The following is an 18,590-nucleotide window of genomic DNA, read 5'->3' on the forward strand; positions in this document are numbered from 1 at the left end:
TTGCCCATCTTGCGGCAAAGGCCATGGCGCAGGGAACGCCGAAACAACCGGAAACAGCGTTCGGATTGATTTGATAATCCATCACGGTTTTATGGGATAAACCGAATGGAAGCCTGAAATTGAAGACGGAAAGCAGAATGCAGCCCCCCCGATACCCCCGCGACATGATTGGATACGGAGCCAACCCGCCAGAAGCCCAGTGGCCGGGCGGGGCCAAGCTAGCGGTGCAGATCGTGCTGAACTACGAGGAGGGCGGTGAAAACTGCGTGTTGCATGGCGACGCCGCGTCCGAGGCGTTTCTGTCCGAAATCGTCGGCGCCGCGCCTTGGCCGGGCCAGCGACATTGGAACATGGAATCCATCTATGAATACGGCGCCCGCGCCGGGTTCTGGCGGCTGCATCGCCTGATGGCCGACCTGCCGGTGACCGTCTATGGCGTGGCCACCGCGCTGGCGCGCTCGCCCGATCAGGTGGCGGCGATGAAATCCGCCGGGTGGGAGATCGCCAGCCACGGCCTGAAATGGGTCGAGCACAAGGACATGCCGGAAGACGAGGAGCGCGCCCAGATCGTCGAGGCGATCCGCCTGCACACTGAGGTGGTCGGAGACCGCCCGCGCGGCTGGTACACGGGACGGTGTTCGGACAACACCGTTCGGCTGGTGGCCGAGGAAGGCGGGTTTGCCTATGTGGCCGACACCTACGCTGACGATCTGCCCTATTGGATGCACGTTAGCGGACGCGATCAGCTAATCGTGCCCTATACGCTGGACTGCAACGACATGCGCTTTGCCACGCCGCAGGGGTTCAACTCGGGCGATCAGTTCTTCGCCTATCTCCGCGACAGTTTCGATGCGCTCTATGCCGAGGGGCAGGCGGGCGCGCCCAAGATGTTGTCGATCGGTCTGCATTGCCGCCTGATCGGCCGACCGGGTCGGGTGATGGCGCTGAAGCGGTTTCTGGATTATGCGCGCGGCTTCTCCGATGTATGGTTCGCGACCCGGTTGCAGATTGCCGAACATTGGGCGGCGCATCATCCGCCGCAGGATCGCCCACGCCCCTCGCAGATGGACCGCGACGCCTTCGTGGCGGCCTATGGCGGCATTTTCGAACATTCGCCCTGGATCGCCGAGCGCGTCTGGGCGCTGGAACTGGGCCCCGCCCATGATACGGCGGGCGGGCTGCACAACGCGCTGGCGCGGGTGTTCCGTTCGGCCTCGTCCGAGGAACGCTTTGGCGTTCTGACCGCGCATCCAGATCTGGCGGGAAAGCTGGCACAGGCCAAACGGCTGACGGCCGAAAGCACCTCCGAGCAGGCCTCGGCCGGGTTGGACGCCCTGACCGACGCCGAGCGCGACGCCTTCACCGATTTGAACACGCGTTACACCGAAAAATTCGGCTTTCCCTTCATCATCGCGGTGCGCGACCACGACAAGGCCTCGATCCTGCATGCGTTCCAGCAGCGCATCGAGAATGACCGCGAGACCGAGCTCGCCGAAGCCTGCTGTCAGGTCGAGCGCATCGCCGAGTTCCGGCTGCGCGACGTGCTGCCCTCATGACGCGAGTCGTCCATATCGCGCCGCTGACGGCCCAAGCTTTTGCGCCGTTCGGTGACGTGCTCGAGGTTTCCGGCGCGCCGGACAAGATCATCAATCAGGGTCAGTGTGGGCGATACCATGACCGGGCGGTTCTGGACTTTGCGGACGGGCGCGCGGGGATCAGCCTGTTCGACGCCAACCCACGGACATTGCCCTATCAACTGGACATGGTCGAACGTCACCCTCAGGGCAGCCAGGCCTTCATTCCCATGTCCCACAAGCCGTTCCTGGTGATCGTCGCGCCGGATGAGGATGGCGTTCCGGGCCGGCCACAGGCCTTCGTGACGCAGCCGGGACAGGCCGTGAACTTTCATCGCGGCACGTGGCATGGCGTGCTGACGCCGCTGCACGCGCCTGGCCTGTTCGCTGTAGTCGACCGTATCGGTTCGGGTGCAAACCTCGAGGAGCACTGGTTCGACACCCCTTACGAGGTGGTTGAACGCTAAGCCAATTTTGAAGCCGTCGGAGAAGCGGCAAGACCCCCATGAGAAAACAGGGAGACAGTTGAGATCATGGCCGAAACTTCGATAGGAACACCCGATCAGCTTCGGGATCCGAATTACACGCCCGCGCTGCACAAGGCGATACCACTCGGGATTCAGCACGTTCTGGCAATGTTTGTGTCAAACGTGACCCCCGCCATCATCGTGGCCGGTGCGGCCGGGTTTGGCTTCGGGTCGAACTCGCCCGATTTTCCCGAACTGCTGTATCTGATCCAGATGTCGATGCTGTTTGCAGGGCTGGCGACCTTGTTGCAGACCATCACGCTGGGCCCGGTTGGTGCGGCATTGCCCATCGTTCAGGGAACAAGCTTTGCGTTCCTGCCAATCATGATCCCATTGGTGGCTGGCAAGGGCGTCGAGGCCCTTGCTGCGCTGTTCGGAGGCGTTCTGATCGGCGGTATCTTTCACGCCTGCCTTGGGATGTTCATTGGCAAGATTCGCTTCGCTCTGCCGCCATTGGTCACGGGCCTTGTTGTGACGATGATCGGATTGGCACTGGTCAAGGTCGGCATCCAGTATGCGGCGGGTGGTGTCCCTGCGATCGGTACGCCGGAATACGGATCGCTGCTCAACTGGTCTGCGGCACTGGTCGTCGTGATCGTCACGCTGGGCCTCAAGTTCTTTGCTCGCGGAATGCTGTCGGTGTCTGCGGTTCTGGTCGGATTGGCTGTCGGCTATGTCTACGCCCTGATGGTCGGAATGGTGACGTTCGAAACCATTGGAACAAGCTGGTCGCGGGCCGCTGGTTTCGCGCTGCCGGTGCCCTTCAAATATGGGTTCGAATTCTCGCTTGCGGCGGTGATCGGGTTCTGCCTCATGGCTTTCGTGTCAGCAGTCGAAACCGTCGGTGACGTTTCGGGCATTACCAAAGGCGGCGCGGGTCGCGAGGCCACGGACAAAGAAATCGCGGGAGCGACCTACGCAGATGGTGTGGGTACGGCGGTCGCCGGTATCTTTGGCGGTTTGCCGAATACCTCGTTCAGTCAGAACGTTGGTCTGATCGCGATGACCGGTGTCATGAGTCGCCATGTCGTCACGATTGGTGCGCTGTTCCTGATCCTGTGCGGACTTGTTCCCAAGGTCGGCGCAATAATACGCACTGTTCCGATCGAAGTTCTGGGGGGCGGCGTGATCGTCATGTTCGGCATGGTGGTGGCTGCCGGTATTTCGATGTTGTCTGACGTGGACTGGAATCGCCGCAACATGGTGATCTTCGCTATCTCGCTGTCGATCGGGCTTGGCTTGCAACTGGAACCCGGCGCGGTTCAGCACTTGCCGGACACAATCCGCATCCTGATGACAAGCGGACTGTTGCCCGCAGCGCTGATCGCCATCGTGCTGAACCTCATTCTGCCGCATGAACTGGCCGAGGAGTCGACCGAAGAGGTCTCGGGCGGAATGGCCGGTCACGGCGCTGGCAGTCTGCCGCACGACTGAAACCTGTAGCTCAGCCCTGCAGCGCCAAGCGCGCTGCGGGCTATTCCGACTGGGCCATCATCCCGGCGACATCGAGCATACGGGCCGAAAAACCCCACTCATTGTCGTACCATCCGAAAACCCGAACCTGGTTTTGCCTGACGACCCGCGTTTCCGGTCCGGCAATCACCAGCGATTCCGGTCGCGCACGCAGATCAGACGAGACCAGCGGCAAGTCGGTCCAGCCGAGCACCTTTGATGCCTCGACGGCGCGGCGCAATTCGGCCGAGAACAGCTCGGGCTCCATTCCTTTTTGCAGGGTCACGACCAGGTCTACGGCGGAGACGCTGGCAGTGGGCACCCGCACCGCCGCACCGGAAATTCTCCCGGCCAGATGCGGCAGAATCACGTCGATCAGATGGGTCGCGCTTGACGTTGTGGGCACCATCGACAAGGCCCCGGCCCGTGACCGCGCCAGGTCGCCACGCGGAGCGTCCACCATCGGCTGGCTGTTGGTGTAGCAGTGAATCGTGGTCATGTGCGCTGAGGCGATGCCCCCGATCTCGTCGATCACCTTGACCAGCGGCGCCAGCGCGTTGGTGGTGCAGGACGCGTTCGATACAATCCGGGCATTGCCCAGCATGTCTTCGTTGGCACCCAGAACGATCGTTGTCTCGGCGGCCGGGGACGGGCCGGAAATCAGCACTTTGCCAGCCCCTGCCTGGAGGCCCCGGATCGCCACGTCCGAACTGCGCGCGATACCCGTGCAATCCAGCATCACGTCCACGCCGGACAGATCGACGTCGGCAAGGTCGTCGCTGTGGCTCAGTGGAATCGATTGTCCATCCACTTGCAGGGCCCCGGCGCTGGTTTCCACCGAACCGCCATAGGGGCCGAACGTACTGTCGTACTGGAACAGATAGGCACAGGTTTCCAGCGGTGCGATGTCGTTGATCAGCACCACTTGAACATCCGAACCCGCTGGCAGGGCCATGACCTGCCGCAGGATCGTGCGGCCGATGCGGCCGAATCCGTTGATTGCGAGTTTCATGCGCAAGCTATGGCAGGCCGTCTGACCGACCTCAATGCCCCTATGGAGTCTCCGTTATCCGCAGCTGACCTGGGAGAAGAACTGGCCCGAAATATTCTGGTACATGCTTGACCGGATCACCTTGCACCCGGTTGCCTGCTGGATGGCCGCAATGGCCTGAACCGTGCGCAGGCGCGGCGGCGGGCCGAACGGGTTGAGGTTGTTGTTGTCGCGGGTCGCACGATACACGACAGGGGCATCCGCAACCTGCGTCACAGCCCATGTGCGGCTCATGACGGATACGGTTTTGGTCGCTTCCTTCGCCTCGACCGGGGCGGTGTCGACGGCGACCATCAGGCCGATCATGGCCAGTGCCGTCAGAGGGGCGCGCAGTTTCATCGACCAATCTCCACGAATGAACAAAACGAAATCACCTCTGATTTCAGCAAATTCCGCCGTCCCTGTGAACCCCTGCCGACGCAAAAGCCCGTTTTCAGGACCTTTTGCTGGTCATCGTGTGGACAGTTTCAACGGCATGTGCCGATTGACGTCCTTGTAGAGCAGATACCGGAATCGCCCCGGCCCGCCCGCGTAGCAGGCTTGAGGACAGAACGCACGCAACCACATGTAGTCACCGGCCTCGACCTCGACCCAATCCTGATTCAGTCGATAGACGGCCTTTCCCTCAAGCACATAAAGCCCGTGTTCCATGACATGCGTTTCGGCAAAGGGGATGACCCCGCCCGGTTCAAACGTGACAATGTTCAGATGCATGTCATGGCGCAGATCATTCGGGTCCGCGAAGCGCGTGGTGGCCCACCGACCTTCGGTGCCGGGCATTGGGGTTGGGGCGACGTCGCGTTCGTTGGTGATGATCGGATCGGGGGCTGGCAATCCGGGTACGGCCTCATAGGCCTTGCGCACCCAATGGAACCGGGCCACGGCGTCAGAGCGGTTGTGCAAGGTCCAATCGGACCCGGGCGGAATGTAGGCATAGCCCCCTGTGTCCAGCACGTGGACCTGCCCCGCCAGGGTCAGGGTAACCGACCCTTCGACGACGAAGAGCACGCCTTGGGCTTCCGGGTCCGTCTCGGGCGTATCGCTGCCGCCGCCCGGCTGGACCTCCATGATGTATTGCGAAAACGTCTCGGCAAACCCGCTAAGGGGACGCGACAGGACCCACAGTCGGGTCTGTTCCCAAAAAGGCAGAAAGCTGGTCACGATGTCGCGCATCGTGCCTTTCGGGATGACGGCATAGGCGTCAGTGAACATGGCGCGGTCAGTTAGCAGCTGCGTCTGGTCCGGAAGCCCGCCGGTGGGCGCGTAGTAGTTTTGATGAGCCATTCCTGTGCCTCAAGCTTGGTTTCCGGTTACTATGGTCACATCAGCAGCAGGCGGATAGCGCCAGCAGTCCAATAGGTTTGTTCGGCATTATTTGAAGGTCCGGCCGCGGGGGCTTGGCCCTGATTGCTCGGATGTATATTCTTGGTGCAGTTCAATTTTCACGAAAGCGAGTTCCTTATGACTGTCCGGTTGCCTGCTGCCCTGTTTGCGCTGTTTTTGTCGGGTGTCGTGGGGGCGGTCGATGCCAAGCCTCTGTCCCGGATCATCGCCGAAATGGGGCTGAGCCCGGAAGACTACCAAGTTCTGGACGCGACGACGTCTTCGATGCTGGCAGGCGGAACCCCAAGCGTTGGGCAGGAGCGGAACTGGGTCAACGAGAAAACGGGCACCAAAGGCACGGTCAGGATACGGGACGTGAAGGACAACTGCGTTCACTTCCAGCACTTTGTGCAGCCGTCCGGGGCGGCGCCCAACCCGGAAATCCGCACCCGTCAGTGCAAGGATGCCAGCGGCAATTGGATTCTGACGCCGTAATCGCGGCTCAGTAACCGCGGCTGCGATCAACCTCGTACAGCAGGGGCTGACCTGCGCTCAGCCGCAGAAAGTTCTGGGCGACATCCGCCAACGCATCACCCAGATGCCATCCCGACACGTGCGGTGTGATCGTGACCGACGGGTGCCGCCATAAAGGGCTGTCTTCGGGCAATGGCTCTTGTGAGGTCACATCGAGAACCGCATGGCCCGGACGACCCCGGTCAAGTGCCTCGATCAAGGCTGTTTCGTCGATCAGGCCGCCACGTCCCGCATTCAACAACTGGCTGCCGTCCTTCATTGCGCTGAGCATTTCTGCGTCGAACAAGCCGATGGTTTCGGGGGTCGAGGGCAGGATCGCGCAGACATGGTCGCAACCGCCCAGCATTCCCGGCAAAGCATCCTGCCCGTGCAGACAGGTGACATCTTCGATTTGCTTGGGTGACCGGCTCCAGCCGATGACCTGAAACCCGACATCGCGCAGCATGCAGGCGGTACGGCTGCCGATATGGCCCAGCCCCAGAACTCCGACTACGGTGTCAGATGTCAGCACCGGCGCTTTGGGCCGCCACTCGGCCCGCCGCTGAGCGTCCGCGTGAAAGCCCATGTTCCGGTGAGCGTACAGGATATAGGCCAGAAACCACTCTGCGATGCCTTGCGCCGGGGCGTCCGGTTTCAGGCGGGCCACGCGAACATGCGCGGGCAGGGCGGGGTTCGACACGATTGTCTCGACCCCGGCGCCCAACTTTTGCACCAACTGCAGATTGGGCAGGCGACTCGCGTGATCGTCCCGCAGGGCGACAACCGCCACCATGGTGACCTCGGCCGGGTCACCAATGGTGCTTGGCGTGCGCACATCGGCCGTTGGTGCATGTCGCCGTACTTCTTCGGCAATCTCGGCATCGCTCATCCAGTCGGACAGGCCGGTATCGATCAACAACGCCATCTGCACCCCTCTTCCGTTTCAAATTGATTGCAAGTGACGTGCCGTCACGCGGCTGGACACAGTTGCTGCAGCTAAGCCATCCTCGGCGCAAAGGTAAAGCCCGGTTCCGGGAACTACGGAGGATTCTTCATGAACATGTCATTCGTCTTGCGCGAGGAGAACCGGGCGCTGCTTGAGCGGGTCCGCGACATGATCCGCAACGAAATCATGCCCTTGGAAGAGGAATACCAGGCCGAGATCAACAAGGGCGACCGCTGGCAGTACACCGAACGCCAGGCCGAGATCCTCGAGGGTTTGAAGGCCAAGGCCAAGGCGGCCGGTCTGTGGAACTTCTGGCTGACCGACAGCGACAAGGGGTTCGGCCTGACCACGGTCGAGTACGCCTATTTCGCCGAAGAGATGGGCAAGACCCCGCTGGGCGCCGAGGTGTTCAACTGTTCCGCCCCCGATACCGGGAACATGGAGGTGTTCGAGCGCTACGGCACCGAGAAGATGAAAGCGCAGTGGCTCAAACCGCTGCTCGAGGGCGAGATCCGCTCGGCCTATCTGATGACCGAGCCGGATGTGGCCTCGTCGGATGCCACGAATATCTCGATGTCCTGTGTGCGGGACGGGGACGACTATGTTCTGAATGGCGAGAAATGGTGGTCGTCCGGCGCGGGCGATCCGCGCTGCAAGGTCTACATCGTGATGGTCAAGACCGGCGGCGACGACCTGCCCAAGCACAAGCGCCAGTCGATGATCGTGGTGCCCGCCGACACGCCGGGGATCGAGATCCTGCGCCCGATGGAAGTGTACGGCCATGACGACGCGCCGCACGGGCACATGCATATCCGGTTCACCGATGTCCGGGTGCCGGCCGAGAACATCCTGCTGGGCGAGGGCCGCGGGTTCGAAATCGCGCAGGGGCGCCTCGGGCCCGGTCGCATCCATCACTGCATGCGCGCAATCGGCCAGGCCGAGATGGCGCTGGAGCAGATGTGCAAACGCGCCCTGCAGCGCGAAGCCTTCGGCAAGAAGCTGGCGCAGCTGGGTGCCAATTTCGACATCATCGCCGAGTGCCGGATAGAGATCGAGATGGCCCGCCTGCTGTGTCTGAAGGCTGCATGGTACATGGATCAGGGCGATGCGCGCGCAGCGGCCCCGTGGATCAGCCAGATCAAGGTCGTGGCACCGCGCGTCGCGCTGAAGGTGATCGACGAGGCGGTGCAGATGTTCGGCGGGCAGGGCGTCAGCCAGGATACGCCGCTGGCCACCGCCTGGACGCATGTGCGCACGTTGCGGCTGGCCGATGGCCCGGATGCGGTGCATCGCCGTCAGGTGGCGCGGGCCGAGCTGAAGAAGCACACTCAGGAAAAGATCTGACATGCAGGACGCGGCGATGCAGCCAGTGGTGGGTGAGACCGCCTATTTCCGGGTCGCGCCCGACGGGGCCTTTGTCGGCAATGACCCGGCGCGCGGGCCGTGGTCGGCCGACCACTGTCATGCCGGCCCGGTTGCGGGCCTGATCGTGCGCGCGGCCGAGATCGAGGTCGGTCCCGACAAGATGCTGACCCGCCTGACCGTCGATCTGCTGCGCCCGCTGCCTCTGTCCGGTTTGCGCGTGGCCGCCGAAACCGTGCGCCACACCAAGACGCTGGCCACCACGCGTGTCACCGTGCACGATCTGGACGACACGCTGTGCGCCACCGCCACCACGATGCATCTGGCGCGCCGGGATCTGGGGCCGGTGCCGAATGTGGCGATCCAAGCCCCCGACCTTTCGCAGATCGAAGACGGCCCGTTTCCCATCGGTGAAATGCGGCATGACCTGCCCGGCTTTGCCCATCATTCCGAGGTGGCCTATCCCAAAGGCGGTAATCAGGGGGCGGGCCCAAAAACCATTTGGATGCGCACCCCGCCTCTGCTCGAGGGCGAAAACACCTCGCCGATCCAGTCGCTATGCCCGCTGGCCGATTGTGGCAACGGCATTTCGTGGAATGCGCCGACCTCGGAAATGGGGTTCATGAACACCGACCTGACGGTGCAGATCCACCGCGAGCCGATGTCCGACTGGCTCGCCTCGGATTCCGTGTCACACTGGCAACCCAGCGGCATCGGGATGTCGCAGTCGGTTCTGTATGATACTCAAGGGCCGATCGGCACGGCGCTGCAGACGCTGGTCCTGTTTCCGCCGAAATGAGCGGCAAAATCCGTTCTCCCCGCCGAACCGCGTTGCCAGCGCCGGTCGGGCACCCTATCTTCGCGTTCATGCGCTGGATACCCACCTTGATCGCCTGTTGCCTGCCGTTTTCCGCGGTGTCGCACCCGCATGTCTTCATCGACACCGGGCTGGAATTCATCGTGGACGAGTCGGGCAACCTGACGCATGTCCGCGTTACCTGGGCCTATGACGAGTTCTACTCGCTGCTGGTGCTTGAAGACATGAGGTTGGATCAGGACGGCGACGGCGTACTGTCCGAGGCGGAAGAGCAGCGCCTCGCCGGTTTCGACGCGCAGTGGGTCGAAGGATACAACGGTGATCTCGTCATCCTGGCCCCCGATCAGCCGGTTGCCTTGTCCGGTCCGCTGGAGCCGCGCGCCACGACCGAGGATGGCCGCATCGTGACAACCCATCTGCGCAAGGTCGAGGGCGAGCCAGTAACCGCGCAGGCTCTGTCGGCCAAACCCTATGATGAGACATTCTATACCGCCTACGAGGTGACGCGCCCGGTCACCGTATCCGGACCTGAAACCTGCCGGATCGACAGGTTCGAGCCGGATATCGACGGCGAACTGGCCCAGATGCAGGCCTTTCTGCTGACCCTGGACGCCGACTATGACCTCGAGGAGAACGACATCCCTCTGGTCGGTGAACGCTTTGCCACCGAGATCCGCGTTTCATGTCCCGCTACCTGATCCTGCCGGTCGGACTGGCGATTGCGCTGCTGCTGTGGTTCTGGGGCAGCGGAGGGTTTGACAGCCTCGCCTCCTGGGCCGCGGGCGAGCAGCGGGAATTTCAGAACCAGATCGCCCGTGCCCTGCGGGCCGCGCGGGCCGAACAGCCCGAAGCCGTGGCCACGCTGCTGGCCGTCTGCTTTGCCTATGGGTTCTTCCATGCGGTGGGGCCGGGTCATGGCAAGGTGCTGATCGGCGGGTACGGGCTGGGCCGCAATGTCGCCTTTCTGCGCCTGTCGGCGATCAGCGTAATGTCCTCGCTGGGGCAGGCCGTGACGGCGATCGTTCTGGTTTATGCAGGCGTTCTGGTGTTCCAGATGTCGCGGGAAAGCCTGGTCGGCACCACCGAACAGATCATGGCCCCGGTCAGCTATGGCGCGATCGCGGCCATCGGGCTGTGGCTGGTTCTGCGATCGCTGCGCAGTTTCGCCCGGCGCGGTCGTGCGGACAGTGCCCCGCACGACCATCACCATCATCATGATCACGGGCATCATCACCATCACGACGGTGAGGTTTGTTCCGATTGCGGGCATCGTCACGGCCCCACCGCCGAAGAGGTGGCCCAGGTCGGCAGCCTGCGCGAGGCGCTGATCCTGATCGCCGGCATCGCCGCGCGACCCTGTACCGGGGCCTTGTTCGTGCTGATCCTGACCTGGCAGATGGGCATCGCGATGGTCGGTATCGCCGGGGCCTTTGCCATGGCGCTGGGCACCGCGACCGTCACCACCCTGGTTGGCTGGACGTCGTTCGGGTTGCGGGGCGGGTTGCTGGCCTCGGCCTCGGCCACGCGGTTCGCGGCCGTGTTGGCACCCACGATCGAACTGGTGGCCGGGCTGCTGATCGCAGTGATCGCGGGCGGATTGCTGCTGCGCGCGCTCTGACGTCAGTCGAAAACAGGATCGGGATAGCCCACCCGCGCCAGGTACAATCCTTGCGGCGGGCAGACCGGCCCGCAGGCCGCGCGGTCGGCGGCCTCGAGCGCATCGCGCACGTCCTGCGGTGTCCAAGCGCCCGCGCCGACCCGTTCCAGCGTGCCGACGAAACTGCGGACCTGGTTGTGCAGGAAGGACCGGGCGCGGACGTGGAAATGCACCTCGGGGCCGGAAAAGCCCTGAACCTGTTCGACGCGCAGCTCGTCCAGCGACTTGACCGGGCTGGCCGCCTGACAGATCGAGGACCGGAAGGTGGTGAAATCGTGCCGCCCGATCAGCATGTCGGCCCCTTCCTGCATCGCGGCGACATCCAGCGGATGCCCGATCTGCCAGACCTGGCCCTTGTCATGGGTCGCGGGCGCACGGCGGATCAGGATGCGGAACAGGTATTGCCGCTCGATGGCCGAGAACCGCGCATGCCAGTCATCCGCCACCCGCGCGGCCTTGAGAATCGCCACCGGCAACGGCTTGAGGTGATAGTTCAGCGCCTCGGACAGGCGGAACGGGTCCCAGTCTTTTTCAAGGTCGCAATGGGCCACTTGCCCCAGCGCGTGAACACCCGCATCCGTGCGCCCCGCGGCCGCGATCGTGTGCGCACCGGGCTGCAGTTTCGACAAGGCCGCCTCGATGGCGCCCTGGACCGAGGGCAGCTCTTTCTGCCGCTGCCATCCGGCAAACGGCGCACCTTGGTATTCGACTTTCAACGCGTATCTGGGCATGGGCTGCTGGTACCCTGCCGGACGCGCCCGGGCAAGGGCAGGCGGCAAAAGCGCTGGCAACCGGGGCAGCGGCTACCTATCTTGGGACAAACAAGAAATGCGGGGCGGCGGTTTGGTCATCTCATCACTGGCAGACAGTCTTGTGCGCGGCGTCGAATCCGTCGGCGACCGCGTGTCCGAGACGTTTTTCGAACCGGTCGTGCGGCTGGGCGTCACCGGTCTGGCGCGGTCGGGCAAGACGGTGTTCATCACGTCGCTGGTGGCCAACCTGCTGGACCGGGGGCGGATGCCCGGCCTGGTCGCCCAGCAGGAGGGGCGAATCAACGCCGCCTACCTGCAGCCGCAGCCCGACGACACCGTGCCCCGGTTCGACTATGAATCGCACCTGTCGGCCCTGACTGGGCCGCAGCCCCACTGGCCCGACAGCACCCGCGCCGTGTCCGAGCTGCGCCTGTCGTTCAAAGCCCGCCCCGCCGGGTTGATGGCCGGCCTGCAGGGGCCGCGCACCGTGCATCTGGACATCGTCGACTATCCCGGCGAGTGGCTGCTGGATTTGGCCCTGCTCGAAAAAACCTATGACGACTGGTCGCGCGAAACGCTGGAGCGGATCGCGCAGCGACCGGCAGCCGCCGATTTCCTAGCCCAGATCAAGTCCGTAGACCCGGCCAGCCCTCATGATGAACCCACCGCGCAGGCCCTGGCGCGGGACTTTGCCGACTATCTGGCCGCCGCGCGGGATGCGGGTTTCTACGACTGCACGCCGGGCCGGTTCCTGCTGCCGGGTGATCTGGCCGGGTCGCCGGTGCTGACCTTTGCGCCGTTGCCGGTCGAGGGCGCCTCGCGCCGCCGCAGCCTGCACCGCGAGATGGAGCGCCGGTTCGAGGCTTACAAGGCGCAGGTCGTGAAGCCCTTTTTCCGGGATCATTTCGCCCGGATCGACCGGCAGGTGGTGCTGGTGGATGCGCTGGGCGCGATCCACAAGGGGCCGCAGGCGGTCGAGGACATGCGCCGCGCCATGGGCGATATCCTGTCGGCCTTCCGGCCCGGCCGCAATGCATGGCTCAGCCAGCTGCTGCTGGGCAAGCGGGTCGAACGCATCCTGTTCGCGGCCACCAAGGCTGATCACCTGCACCACCTGCAGCACCCGCGCCTGACCGCGATCATGGAGGCACTGACCCGCGAGGCGCGCGACCGCGCCAGGTTCGCCGGGGCCGAGACCGCCGCCATGTCCATCGCCGCGCTGCGCGTGACGACCGAAGAGATCCGCAATCACAACAGCATCGAACTGCCTTGCGTGCGCGGAACTTTGGAGAATGGAAAACAGGCGGCCTTCTATCCCGGAGAGCTGCCTGAAGACCCCGCCCATCTGCTTAATCCTGCGCGCAAGGGGGCCGACACCTGGCTGGGCGAGGATTACGGGTTCATGGCCTTTGCCCCGGCGCATCTGTCGCTGCGCCCCGGTGATGGCCCGCCGCATATCCGGCTGGACCGCGCCGCGCAGTTCCTGATCGGAGACCGGCTGTGACTGTCACCCTCAGGCCCGCGCGCAGCCTCGACGCCGGGGCGGTCGGAGAGATCCTGCACGGCTTTGCACGCGAAAACGACTGGATGCCCGAGCTACATTCCGGTGCCGAAGCCATCGCCTTTTGCGGGCGGATGATCGACAATGGATGGGTCACGACTGCCGAACATGGCGGCAAGGTCGCTGGCTTTCTGGCCGTGAACGGGACCGAGGTTCATTGCCTGTACCTAAGCCCCGCCGCGCGAAATCAGGGGATCGGCGCACAATTGCTGGACAGCGCCAAGGCAGGTCGCCGCGAACTGGCGCTGTATGCGTTTCAGGCCAACACGGGCGCGTGCCGGTTCTACCAACGGCACGGCTTTGTCGAAGTGGCGCGCAGCGACGGGGCCGACAATGATGAACAGCTGCCGGACATTCGGTTCGTCTGGCGACGGAAGGAGTGATGCATGGCCAAGGGTCCGGTTCTGATCGAGCTTGACGAGGATGCCCCGGCCGCCGACGTATCGAAGGCCGCGCCGGTACCGGATATCGCGCCGCCCCAGGGGCAGGCGATGCAGGCCGCGGCACGACTGGCCGCGCGCAAGCCATCGGTTCTGGGCCGGTGGTTCTGGGGGCTGGCGTTGGCGGTCGTGGGGGCGGCGGTCTCTGTCGCCGCATGGAACTTTGCCACCTCGTTGATCGCCAGCGTTCCGGTGCTGGGTTGGATCGTGACCGGCCTGATCTGCGCGCTGGTGCTGGTGGCCCTGCTGATCGCGCTGCGCGAACTGGCCGCGCTGGGCCGGCTGTCGCGGGTGGACGGGATGCGCCGCGCCGCCGATGCCGCGCTGGCCGATGCCGATCTGGCGCAGGCCCGGGCCGTGACGCAGCGCCTGATCGCGTTCTATCGCGGGCGCGAGGATACGCGCTGGGGCCGCGACCGTCTGGCCGAACGGATTGAGGAACAGTTCGACGCCTCGGGCCTGCTGGGACTGGTCGAGGACGAATTGCTGGCCCCGCTGGACGCAGCCGCCAGCCGCGAGGTCGAGGCCGCCGCGCGCCAGGTCGCGACCGTGACGGCGCTGGTTCCGCTGGCGCTGGCAGATGTGGCGACGGCGCTGCTGGCCTCGCTGCGGATGATCCGCCGGATTGCCGAGATCTATGGCGGGCGGGCCGGGTTTCTGGGGGGCTGGCGGTTGACCCGTGCGGTGTTCGTTCACCTGGTGGCCACCGGTGCGGTGGCCGTGGGTGACGACCTGCTCGAACCGGTTCTGGGCGGGTCGGTCCTCAGCAAGCTGTCGCGCCGCTTTGGCGAAGGACTGGTCAACGGCGCCCTCAGCGCCCGCGTCGGCGTGGCTGCGATGGAGGTCTGCCGCCCGCTGCCCTTCTCGGACCGGCACAGGCCGTCGACCCGCGGCATGGTTTCGCGCGCGCTGGGCGGGCTGTTTTCCAAGGGTTGATCTGCCGCAAAGCCATCGGGCCGCCACGCAGGGCACAATCTCTTGGAAGGGAGACCAGCCATGGCGGATCACGGCCACACCCAACAGGAAATCGCAGACCGGATCGACGCCCCACCCGGGCGCGGGGTCCTGCGTGACGTGGTATATGGCGGGATCGACGGATCGGTGACCACGCTGGCCATCGTGGCAGGCGTCGCCGGGGCTGGGCTGTCGCCCTTCGTCATAGTGGCTTTGGGTTTGGCAAACGTGCTGGCTGACGGGTTCTCGATGGCGGCGGGCAATTACTCGGGGACCAAGGCCGAGTTGGACAATATCCGCCGGATCCGCGCCATCGAAGAGCGCCACATCCGCCTCTACCCCGACGGCGAGCGCGGCGAAGTGCTGGAGATCCTGTCCCGCAAGGGCTTGTCAGGCCGGGTGCTGGAACAGGCAACCGACGCGATCACCGCGGATCGTGACACCTGGATCAACCTGATGATCGAGGGCGAATACGGGCTGGGCAGCGTCGATCCGCATCCGCTCAAGGCCGCAGCGGCCACGTTCGCGGCCTTTGTCGTGGCCGGCATGGTCCCGCTCGTGCCGTTCCTGTTGGGTGTCGAGGGCGCGTTTCCAGCCTCGGTCCTGATGACGCTGGGCGTGTTCTTTGCCATCGGCGCGATGAAAAGCCGGTGGTCGCTGGCGCCTTGGTGGCGCTCGGGGCTTGAGACGCTGGCGATTGGTGGAGCGGCGGCGGCAATTGCCTATCTCGTCGGGTCTCTGTTCCATCCTTAGATCACTGGCGTCAGATCGCAACAGGCTGAAACCATTAGGGATTTCCCGACTGTCTTACCGCGCCTGCACAGGATAGCCTGTAATGCAGATTTGCCCGGAGGTGCGGTTTGGAATCTCTGCTTGTTCTTGTTGGCTTGGTCGTTTTGGCGATGCCGGTATCTATTGTCGTCTTGCTGGTCGGCCATGCCCGTCTGCGGCGGCGGGTCGAGCAGTTGGAGAGTCGGTTGGGTGCCGAGCAGCAACCGGACGCGGAGCGGCCACCAAAGACGCAGTCCGCGCCAATCGAAGCGCCGACGCCTGAACCGCGGCCGGCCCCTTGGGGTTCACCGAAACAGGAAAGCCCACCGACGCCGGACCAACGGCCTGACCCTGAAGAGTCGGCAGCTGTTACTGAGAGTGCATCGCCTCCGGCGGCAGTGGTGTTCCGCGCCGAGCGGTTCGACGATCTGGGCGCGTGGCTGCGCGAGAACTGGTTCTATGCCGTATCCGCTCTGTCGCTGGCGCTGGCGGGGATCTTCCTCGTGCAATACGGGGTCGAGAACGGTTTGCTGCCGCCTACCGCGCGCGTGTTGGCGGCCCTGGGCTTCGGCGCGCTGCTGATCGTGGCGGGTGAAATTGTGCGGCGTCGGTATGGCGATGACGAGTCGTCGGCCACCGCCTACCTGCCTTCGGTATTTTCCGGCGCGGGGCTGGTCACGCTGTTCGGCGGTGTGCTGGCGGCGCGTCAGCTCTATGACTTGATCGGCCCCGAGGCGGCCTTGGCAGGCATGATCGCCATCGCTCTAGTCGGGCTGGTACTTGGCTGGTTCCACGGCCCGCTGCTGGCGGCGATCGGGTTGATCGGCGCCTTTGCCGCGCCATTCGTCGTGGGTGGCGGCTCGGCTGACCCGTCTTGGCTGTACGTATATTTCTTCGTGATCACCGGGCTGGGGCTAGGGATCGACACGGTGCGGCGCTGGGCCTGGGTGTCGGTGATGTCGCTGGTGGGCGCCTATTTGGCGGGCCTTTTGCTGGTGATGGGTTCGCCGATCACGGAACCGGCTTTCCTCGTCTACGTGGCCGCCGTTGCCGTGATCGCCATTGCCATTCCCGTGCGCCGGATCTGGCCCGATCATGACGGCGCGATGTTCAGCGAAATCCTTGTCAGAAAAGCGAGGGGTCCGTGGCCCGAATTTCCGACGCGCCTGGCCTTTGGGGCGGTGCTGGCAAGCTCGGCCATTCTGGCACTGCAATGGGCGGATTCGAGCGGTGAGTTCTGGCTGGGTGTGATCCTGCTGGCGGGCCTGACGTTTGCCCTGCTGATCTGGGCCAAGGACGCGCCGGCCCTGCAGGACATGACCGCGCTGCCCGCCGTGGGTCTGGGTGGTTTCGTGTTCACGCATGGATTTGATGGCGGCGCGGTGGCGCGTGGGTTCTGGCAGACCTATTCCGAAACGCCCGAGGCTGCTTTTCCGTTGGCCGTGACCTTGCTGGTTGCGTTGGGCGCGATGATCTCTCTTCTGGCGGCATGGCGGTCGTTCCGGGGTGGACGGTACCCGCTGGTCTGGGCCGCTGCCGCCGCGCTGTACGCCCCGGCGCTGGCCATCGCGCTTGAGCTTGGCTGGCGTCCTGCCAGCGTGATCGGCGCCTACCCCTGGGCCTTGCATGCGGTCGCGCTTGCGGCGCTGATGGTGGTACTGGCCGAGCGCTTTGCCCGCGTGGATGGCGAGGCCCGGATGCGTCCGGCTTTGGCCACGCTGTCGGCCTTGTCCTGCTTGACCTTCGGCTGCGTGATCGTGCTCAGCTCGGCGGCGCTGACCATCGCTTTCGTGGTCACGATCATCGCGGCGGCAGCGCTGGACCGGCGGTTCAACCTGCCACCGATGAGCTGGTTCATCTGGGCCGGAGTCGTCACCGTCACGTTCCGACTGATCCTGAATCCAGGCCTGGACTGGGCGCTGCACGCGCCGGTTGTGGAAATGGCGCTGGTCTATGGGGCTGCGGTTGCAGGCTATCTTGCCGCATGGTGGATGCTGCGCCCGTTGGACCGCCCGGTCGCCAATGTCATGCTGGACAGCGCAGCGTGGGCGACGGGCGGCGTTCTGGTGTCTCTGCTGCTGTTGCGCTGGCTGGAAGGGCTGGGCGAGGGCGGTGCCGACGACAGCCATTGGGGGCTGGGCCTGCTGTCGGCCATTTGGCTGCTGCTGGCCTTTGCGCAGGTGCAGCGCTTTGCGCTGGGCGGGCGACTGAATTGGGTTCGGGTCGCACTGGGCGTGTTCTTTGCCGCGCATGGCCTGTTGTGGCTGGCGCTGGCTGCGACAGTGGCCAACCCTGTTTTGCGTTTTGGGGCAGATCCTGTTCTGGGGCCTCCGATCGTGAACACGCTGGCCATTGCCTATCTGCTGCCGGCCCTCGTCATCGGCCTGTCCGCGTGGCGGATCCCCACGATGCCGGCGCAGTTGCGGCTGGCCTGTCAGGGGGTGACCATTGCGCTGGGCGCCTTGTGGCTGGGCCTGACCATCCGGCATTTCTGGCAGGGCGCGGCAGGAATGTATGAAGGCAACGGCGTATCCCAGCCCGAGCTTTATTCCTACACGCTCGCCCTGCTGGTGATCGGAGCGGCGCTGTTCTATCAGTCGCTGGCGCGTCGGTCGGACGTAATGCGCAAAGCCGGGCTGGCGGTGATAGGGCTGGCGGTGGCCAAGGTGTTCCTGATCGACATCTCGGGGCTGGGCGGTCTGATCCGGGTGTTTTCGTTGCTGGCCTTGGGGCTGGCGCTGGCGGGTCTTGCATGGCTGAACCGCTGGGCCAAGCTGCGCCATTCGCCGCAGGGGCCGGAAGCTCTGGACCAATAGACGCAAGCGGCCTATAAGCCCGGCCATGCAAGACGTTCTGGCCATTATCATTCGAATTATTTCCCCGGCGCTCT

The 18,590-nt window shown here is 64.5% G+C and carries 18 protein-coding genes; 13 read left to right on the forward strand and 5 right to left on the reverse strand.

Annotation, left to right across the window (positions count from 1 at the left end; all coding sequences use genetic code 11):
- Positions 1 to 137 precede the first annotated feature (137 nt).
- The 3 genes from puuE (at position 138) to AC2FNZ_RS02860 (ending at position 3,535) form a co-directional block, all read left to right on the forward strand.
- Positions 138 to 1,556 carry an allantoinase PuuE gene (puuE, locus tag AC2FNZ_RS02850; RefSeq protein WP_496839483.1) on the forward strand — a complete coding sequence of 473 codons (1,419 nt, stop codon included), beginning with the start codon at positions 138 to 140 and terminating at the stop codon, positions 1,554 to 1,556.
- Entirely contained in the window at positions 1,553 to 2,041 is a 489-nt protein-coding gene (locus tag AC2FNZ_RS02855) for an ureidoglycolate lyase (RefSeq protein ID WP_496839484.1), read from the forward strand. Before puuE ends, AC2FNZ_RS02855 begins: the two co-directional genes overlap by 4 nt.
- 66 nt (positions 2,042 to 2,107) lie before the next feature.
- On the forward strand, positions 2,108 to 3,535 hold the full coding sequence (locus AC2FNZ_RS02860; RefSeq protein WP_170337488.1) for a uracil-xanthine permease family protein: 1,428 nt from the start codon (positions 2,108 to 2,110) through the stop codon (positions 3,533 to 3,535).
- Positions 3,536 to 3,575: 40 nt separating this feature from the next.
- Here AC2FNZ_RS02860 and AC2FNZ_RS02865 read toward each other — a convergent pair whose 3' ends face one another.
- The 3 genes from AC2FNZ_RS02865 to AC2FNZ_RS02875 all read right to left on the reverse strand — a co-directional run bounded on the left by AC2FNZ_RS02865 (position 3,576) and on the right by AC2FNZ_RS02875 (position 5,888).
- On the reverse strand, positions 3,576 to 4,565 hold the full coding sequence (locus AC2FNZ_RS02865; RefSeq protein WP_496839485.1) for a type I glyceraldehyde-3-phosphate dehydrogenase: 990 nt from the start codon (positions 4,563 to 4,565) through the stop codon (positions 3,576 to 3,578).
- A gap of 54 nt (positions 4,566 to 4,619) precedes the next feature.
- A complete protein-coding gene (locus tag AC2FNZ_RS02870) occupies positions 4,620 to 4,943 on the reverse strand; it encodes a hypothetical protein (RefSeq protein WP_093962808.1) in 324 nt (107 codons plus the stop codon).
- A gap of 111 nt (positions 4,944 to 5,054) precedes the next feature.
- Positions 5,055 to 5,888: a bifunctional allantoicase/(S)-ureidoglycine aminohydrolase gene (locus tag AC2FNZ_RS02875; RefSeq protein WP_496839486.1), complete on the reverse strand. Its 834-nt coding sequence runs from the start codon at positions 5,886 to 5,888 to the stop codon at positions 5,055 to 5,057.
- 177 nt (positions 5,889 to 6,065) lie between these two features.
- Between AC2FNZ_RS02875 and AC2FNZ_RS02880 the strand changes: the two genes are divergently transcribed.
- Positions 6,066 to 6,422, forward strand: coding sequence for a hypothetical protein (locus AC2FNZ_RS02880; protein WP_170456201.1), 357 nt, complete (start codon positions 6,066 to 6,068; stop codon positions 6,420 to 6,422).
- A 7-nt stretch (positions 6,423 to 6,429) separates the two neighbouring features.
- Here the strand turns inward: AC2FNZ_RS02880 and AC2FNZ_RS02885 are convergent, their stop codons facing one another.
- Positions 6,430 to 7,365 carry a 2-hydroxyacid dehydrogenase gene (locus tag AC2FNZ_RS02885; RefSeq protein ID WP_496839487.1) on the reverse strand — a complete coding sequence of 312 codons (936 nt, stop codon included), beginning with the start codon at positions 7,363 to 7,365 and terminating at the stop codon, positions 6,430 to 6,432.
- A 129-nt stretch (positions 7,366 to 7,494) separates the two neighbouring features.
- On the opposite strand from AC2FNZ_RS02885, the gene AC2FNZ_RS02890 reads away from it, so the two are divergent.
- From AC2FNZ_RS02890 to AC2FNZ_RS02905, 4 genes are all read left to right on the forward strand, one after another.
- Positions 7,495 to 8,730 carry an acyl-CoA dehydrogenase family protein gene (locus AC2FNZ_RS02890; RefSeq protein WP_496839488.1) on the forward strand — a complete coding sequence of 412 codons (1,236 nt, stop codon included), beginning with the start codon at positions 7,495 to 7,497 and terminating at the stop codon, positions 8,728 to 8,730.
- Between the two features lies 1 nt (position 8,731).
- Positions 8,732 to 9,547, forward strand: a complete 816-nt coding sequence (locus AC2FNZ_RS02895; RefSeq protein WP_496839489.1) for a thioesterase family protein — start codon at positions 8,732 to 8,734, stop codon at positions 9,545 to 9,547.
- Positions 9,548 to 9,633: 86 nt separating this feature from the next.
- Complete coding sequence (locus tag AC2FNZ_RS02900) at positions 9,634 to 10,263, forward strand: DUF1007 family protein (RefSeq protein WP_496839490.1); 630 nt, start codon at positions 9,634 to 9,636, stop codon at positions 10,261 to 10,263.
- The gene (locus AC2FNZ_RS02905) at positions 10,248 to 11,183 is read left to right on the forward strand and encodes a nickel/cobalt transporter (protein WP_496839491.1); all 936 of its coding nucleotides are present in this window, start codon (positions 10,248 to 10,250) and stop codon (positions 11,181 to 11,183) included. The genes AC2FNZ_RS02900 and AC2FNZ_RS02905 overlap by 16 nt, the downstream gene beginning before the upstream one ends.
- Positions 11,184 to 11,185: 2 nt before the next feature.
- Here AC2FNZ_RS02905 and truA read toward each other — a convergent pair whose 3' ends face one another.
- The gene (gene truA / locus AC2FNZ_RS02910) at positions 11,186 to 11,953 is read right to left on the reverse strand and encodes a tRNA pseudouridine(38-40) synthase TruA (RefSeq protein ID WP_496839492.1); all 768 of its coding nucleotides are present in this window, start codon (positions 11,951 to 11,953) and stop codon (positions 11,186 to 11,188) included.
- Positions 11,954 to 12,065: 112 nt separating this feature from the next.
- Here truA and AC2FNZ_RS02915 point away from each other — a divergent pair, with 112 nt between their 5' ends.
- The 5 genes from AC2FNZ_RS02915 (at position 12,066) to AC2FNZ_RS02935 (ending at position 18,516) form a co-directional block, all read left to right on the forward strand.
- Positions 12,066 to 13,478, forward strand: coding sequence for a YcjX family GTP-binding protein (locus AC2FNZ_RS02915; RefSeq protein WP_496839493.1), 1,413 nt, complete (start codon positions 12,066 to 12,068; stop codon positions 13,476 to 13,478).
- Positions 13,475 to 13,918: a GNAT family N-acetyltransferase gene (locus AC2FNZ_RS02920; RefSeq protein ID WP_496839495.1), complete on the forward strand. Its 444-nt coding sequence runs from the start codon at positions 13,475 to 13,477 to the stop codon at positions 13,916 to 13,918. The genes AC2FNZ_RS02915 and AC2FNZ_RS02920 overlap by 4 nt, the downstream gene beginning before the upstream one ends.
- A 3-nt stretch (positions 13,919 to 13,921) precedes the next feature.
- Positions 13,922 to 14,911 (forward strand): YcjF family protein, encoded by a 990-nt coding sequence (locus AC2FNZ_RS02925; protein ID WP_496839496.1) that lies wholly within the window; start codon positions 13,922 to 13,924, stop codon positions 14,909 to 14,911.
- Positions 14,912 to 14,971: 60 nt separating this feature from the next.
- A complete protein-coding gene (locus tag AC2FNZ_RS02930; RefSeq protein ID WP_496839497.1) occupies positions 14,972 to 15,682 on the forward strand; it encodes a VIT1/CCC1 transporter family protein in 711 nt (236 codons plus the stop codon).
- Positions 15,683 to 15,789: 107 nt separating this feature from the next.
- Positions 15,790 to 18,516 (forward strand): DUF2339 domain-containing protein, encoded by a 2,727-nt coding sequence (locus tag AC2FNZ_RS02935; RefSeq protein WP_496839499.1) that lies wholly within the window; start codon positions 15,790 to 15,792, stop codon positions 18,514 to 18,516.
- Positions 18,517 to 18,590: the final 74 nt, after the last annotated feature.

Source organism: Ruegeria sp. SAZA006 (assembly GCF_059613465.1).

What these genes read in the sequence shown, in the direction of transcription:
- puuE (WP_496839483.1), top strand. Translation starts at nt 138, where the DNA reads ATGCAGCCCCCCCGATACCCCCGCGACATGATTGGATACGGAGCCAAC.
- AC2FNZ_RS02855 (WP_496839484.1), top strand. Translation starts at nt 1,553, where the DNA reads ATGACGCGAGTCGTCCATATCGCGCCGCTGACGGCCCAAGCTTTTGCG.
- AC2FNZ_RS02860 (WP_170337488.1), top strand. Translation starts at nt 2,108, where the DNA reads ATGGCCGAAACTTCGATAGGAACACCCGATCAGCTTCGGGATCCGAAT.
- AC2FNZ_RS02865 (WP_496839485.1), bottom strand. Translation starts at nt 4,565, where the DNA reads ATGAAACTCGCAATCAACGGATTCGGCCGCATCGGCCGCACGATCCTG.
- AC2FNZ_RS02870 (WP_093962808.1), bottom strand. Translation starts at nt 4,943, where the DNA reads ATGAAACTGCGCGCCCCTCTGACGGCACTGGCCATGATCGGCCTGATG.
- AC2FNZ_RS02875 (WP_496839486.1), bottom strand. Translation starts at nt 5,888, where the DNA reads ATGGCTCATCAAAACTACTACGCGCCCACCGGCGGGCTTCCGGACCAG.
- AC2FNZ_RS02880 (WP_170456201.1), top strand. Translation starts at nt 6,066, where the DNA reads ATGACTGTCCGGTTGCCTGCTGCCCTGTTTGCGCTGTTTTTGTCGGGT.
- AC2FNZ_RS02885 (WP_496839487.1), bottom strand. Translation starts at nt 7,365, where the DNA reads ATGGCGTTGTTGATCGATACCGGCCTGTCCGACTGGATGAGCGATGCC.
- AC2FNZ_RS02890 (WP_496839488.1), top strand. Translation starts at nt 7,495, where the DNA reads ATGAACATGTCATTCGTCTTGCGCGAGGAGAACCGGGCGCTGCTTGAG.
- AC2FNZ_RS02895 (WP_496839489.1), top strand. Translation starts at nt 8,732, where the DNA reads ATGCAGGACGCGGCGATGCAGCCAGTGGTGGGTGAGACCGCCTATTTC.
- AC2FNZ_RS02905 (WP_496839491.1), top strand. Translation starts at nt 10,248, where the DNA reads ATGTCCCGCTACCTGATCCTGCCGGTCGGACTGGCGATTGCGCTGCTG.
- truA (WP_496839492.1), bottom strand. Translation starts at nt 11,953, where the DNA reads ATGCCCAGATACGCGTTGAAAGTCGAATACCAAGGTGCGCCGTTTGCC.
- AC2FNZ_RS02925 (WP_496839496.1), top strand. Translation starts at nt 13,922, where the DNA reads ATGGCCAAGGGTCCGGTTCTGATCGAGCTTGACGAGGATGCCCCGGCC.
- AC2FNZ_RS02930 (WP_496839497.1), top strand. Translation starts at nt 14,972, where the DNA reads ATGGCGGATCACGGCCACACCCAACAGGAAATCGCAGACCGGATCGAC.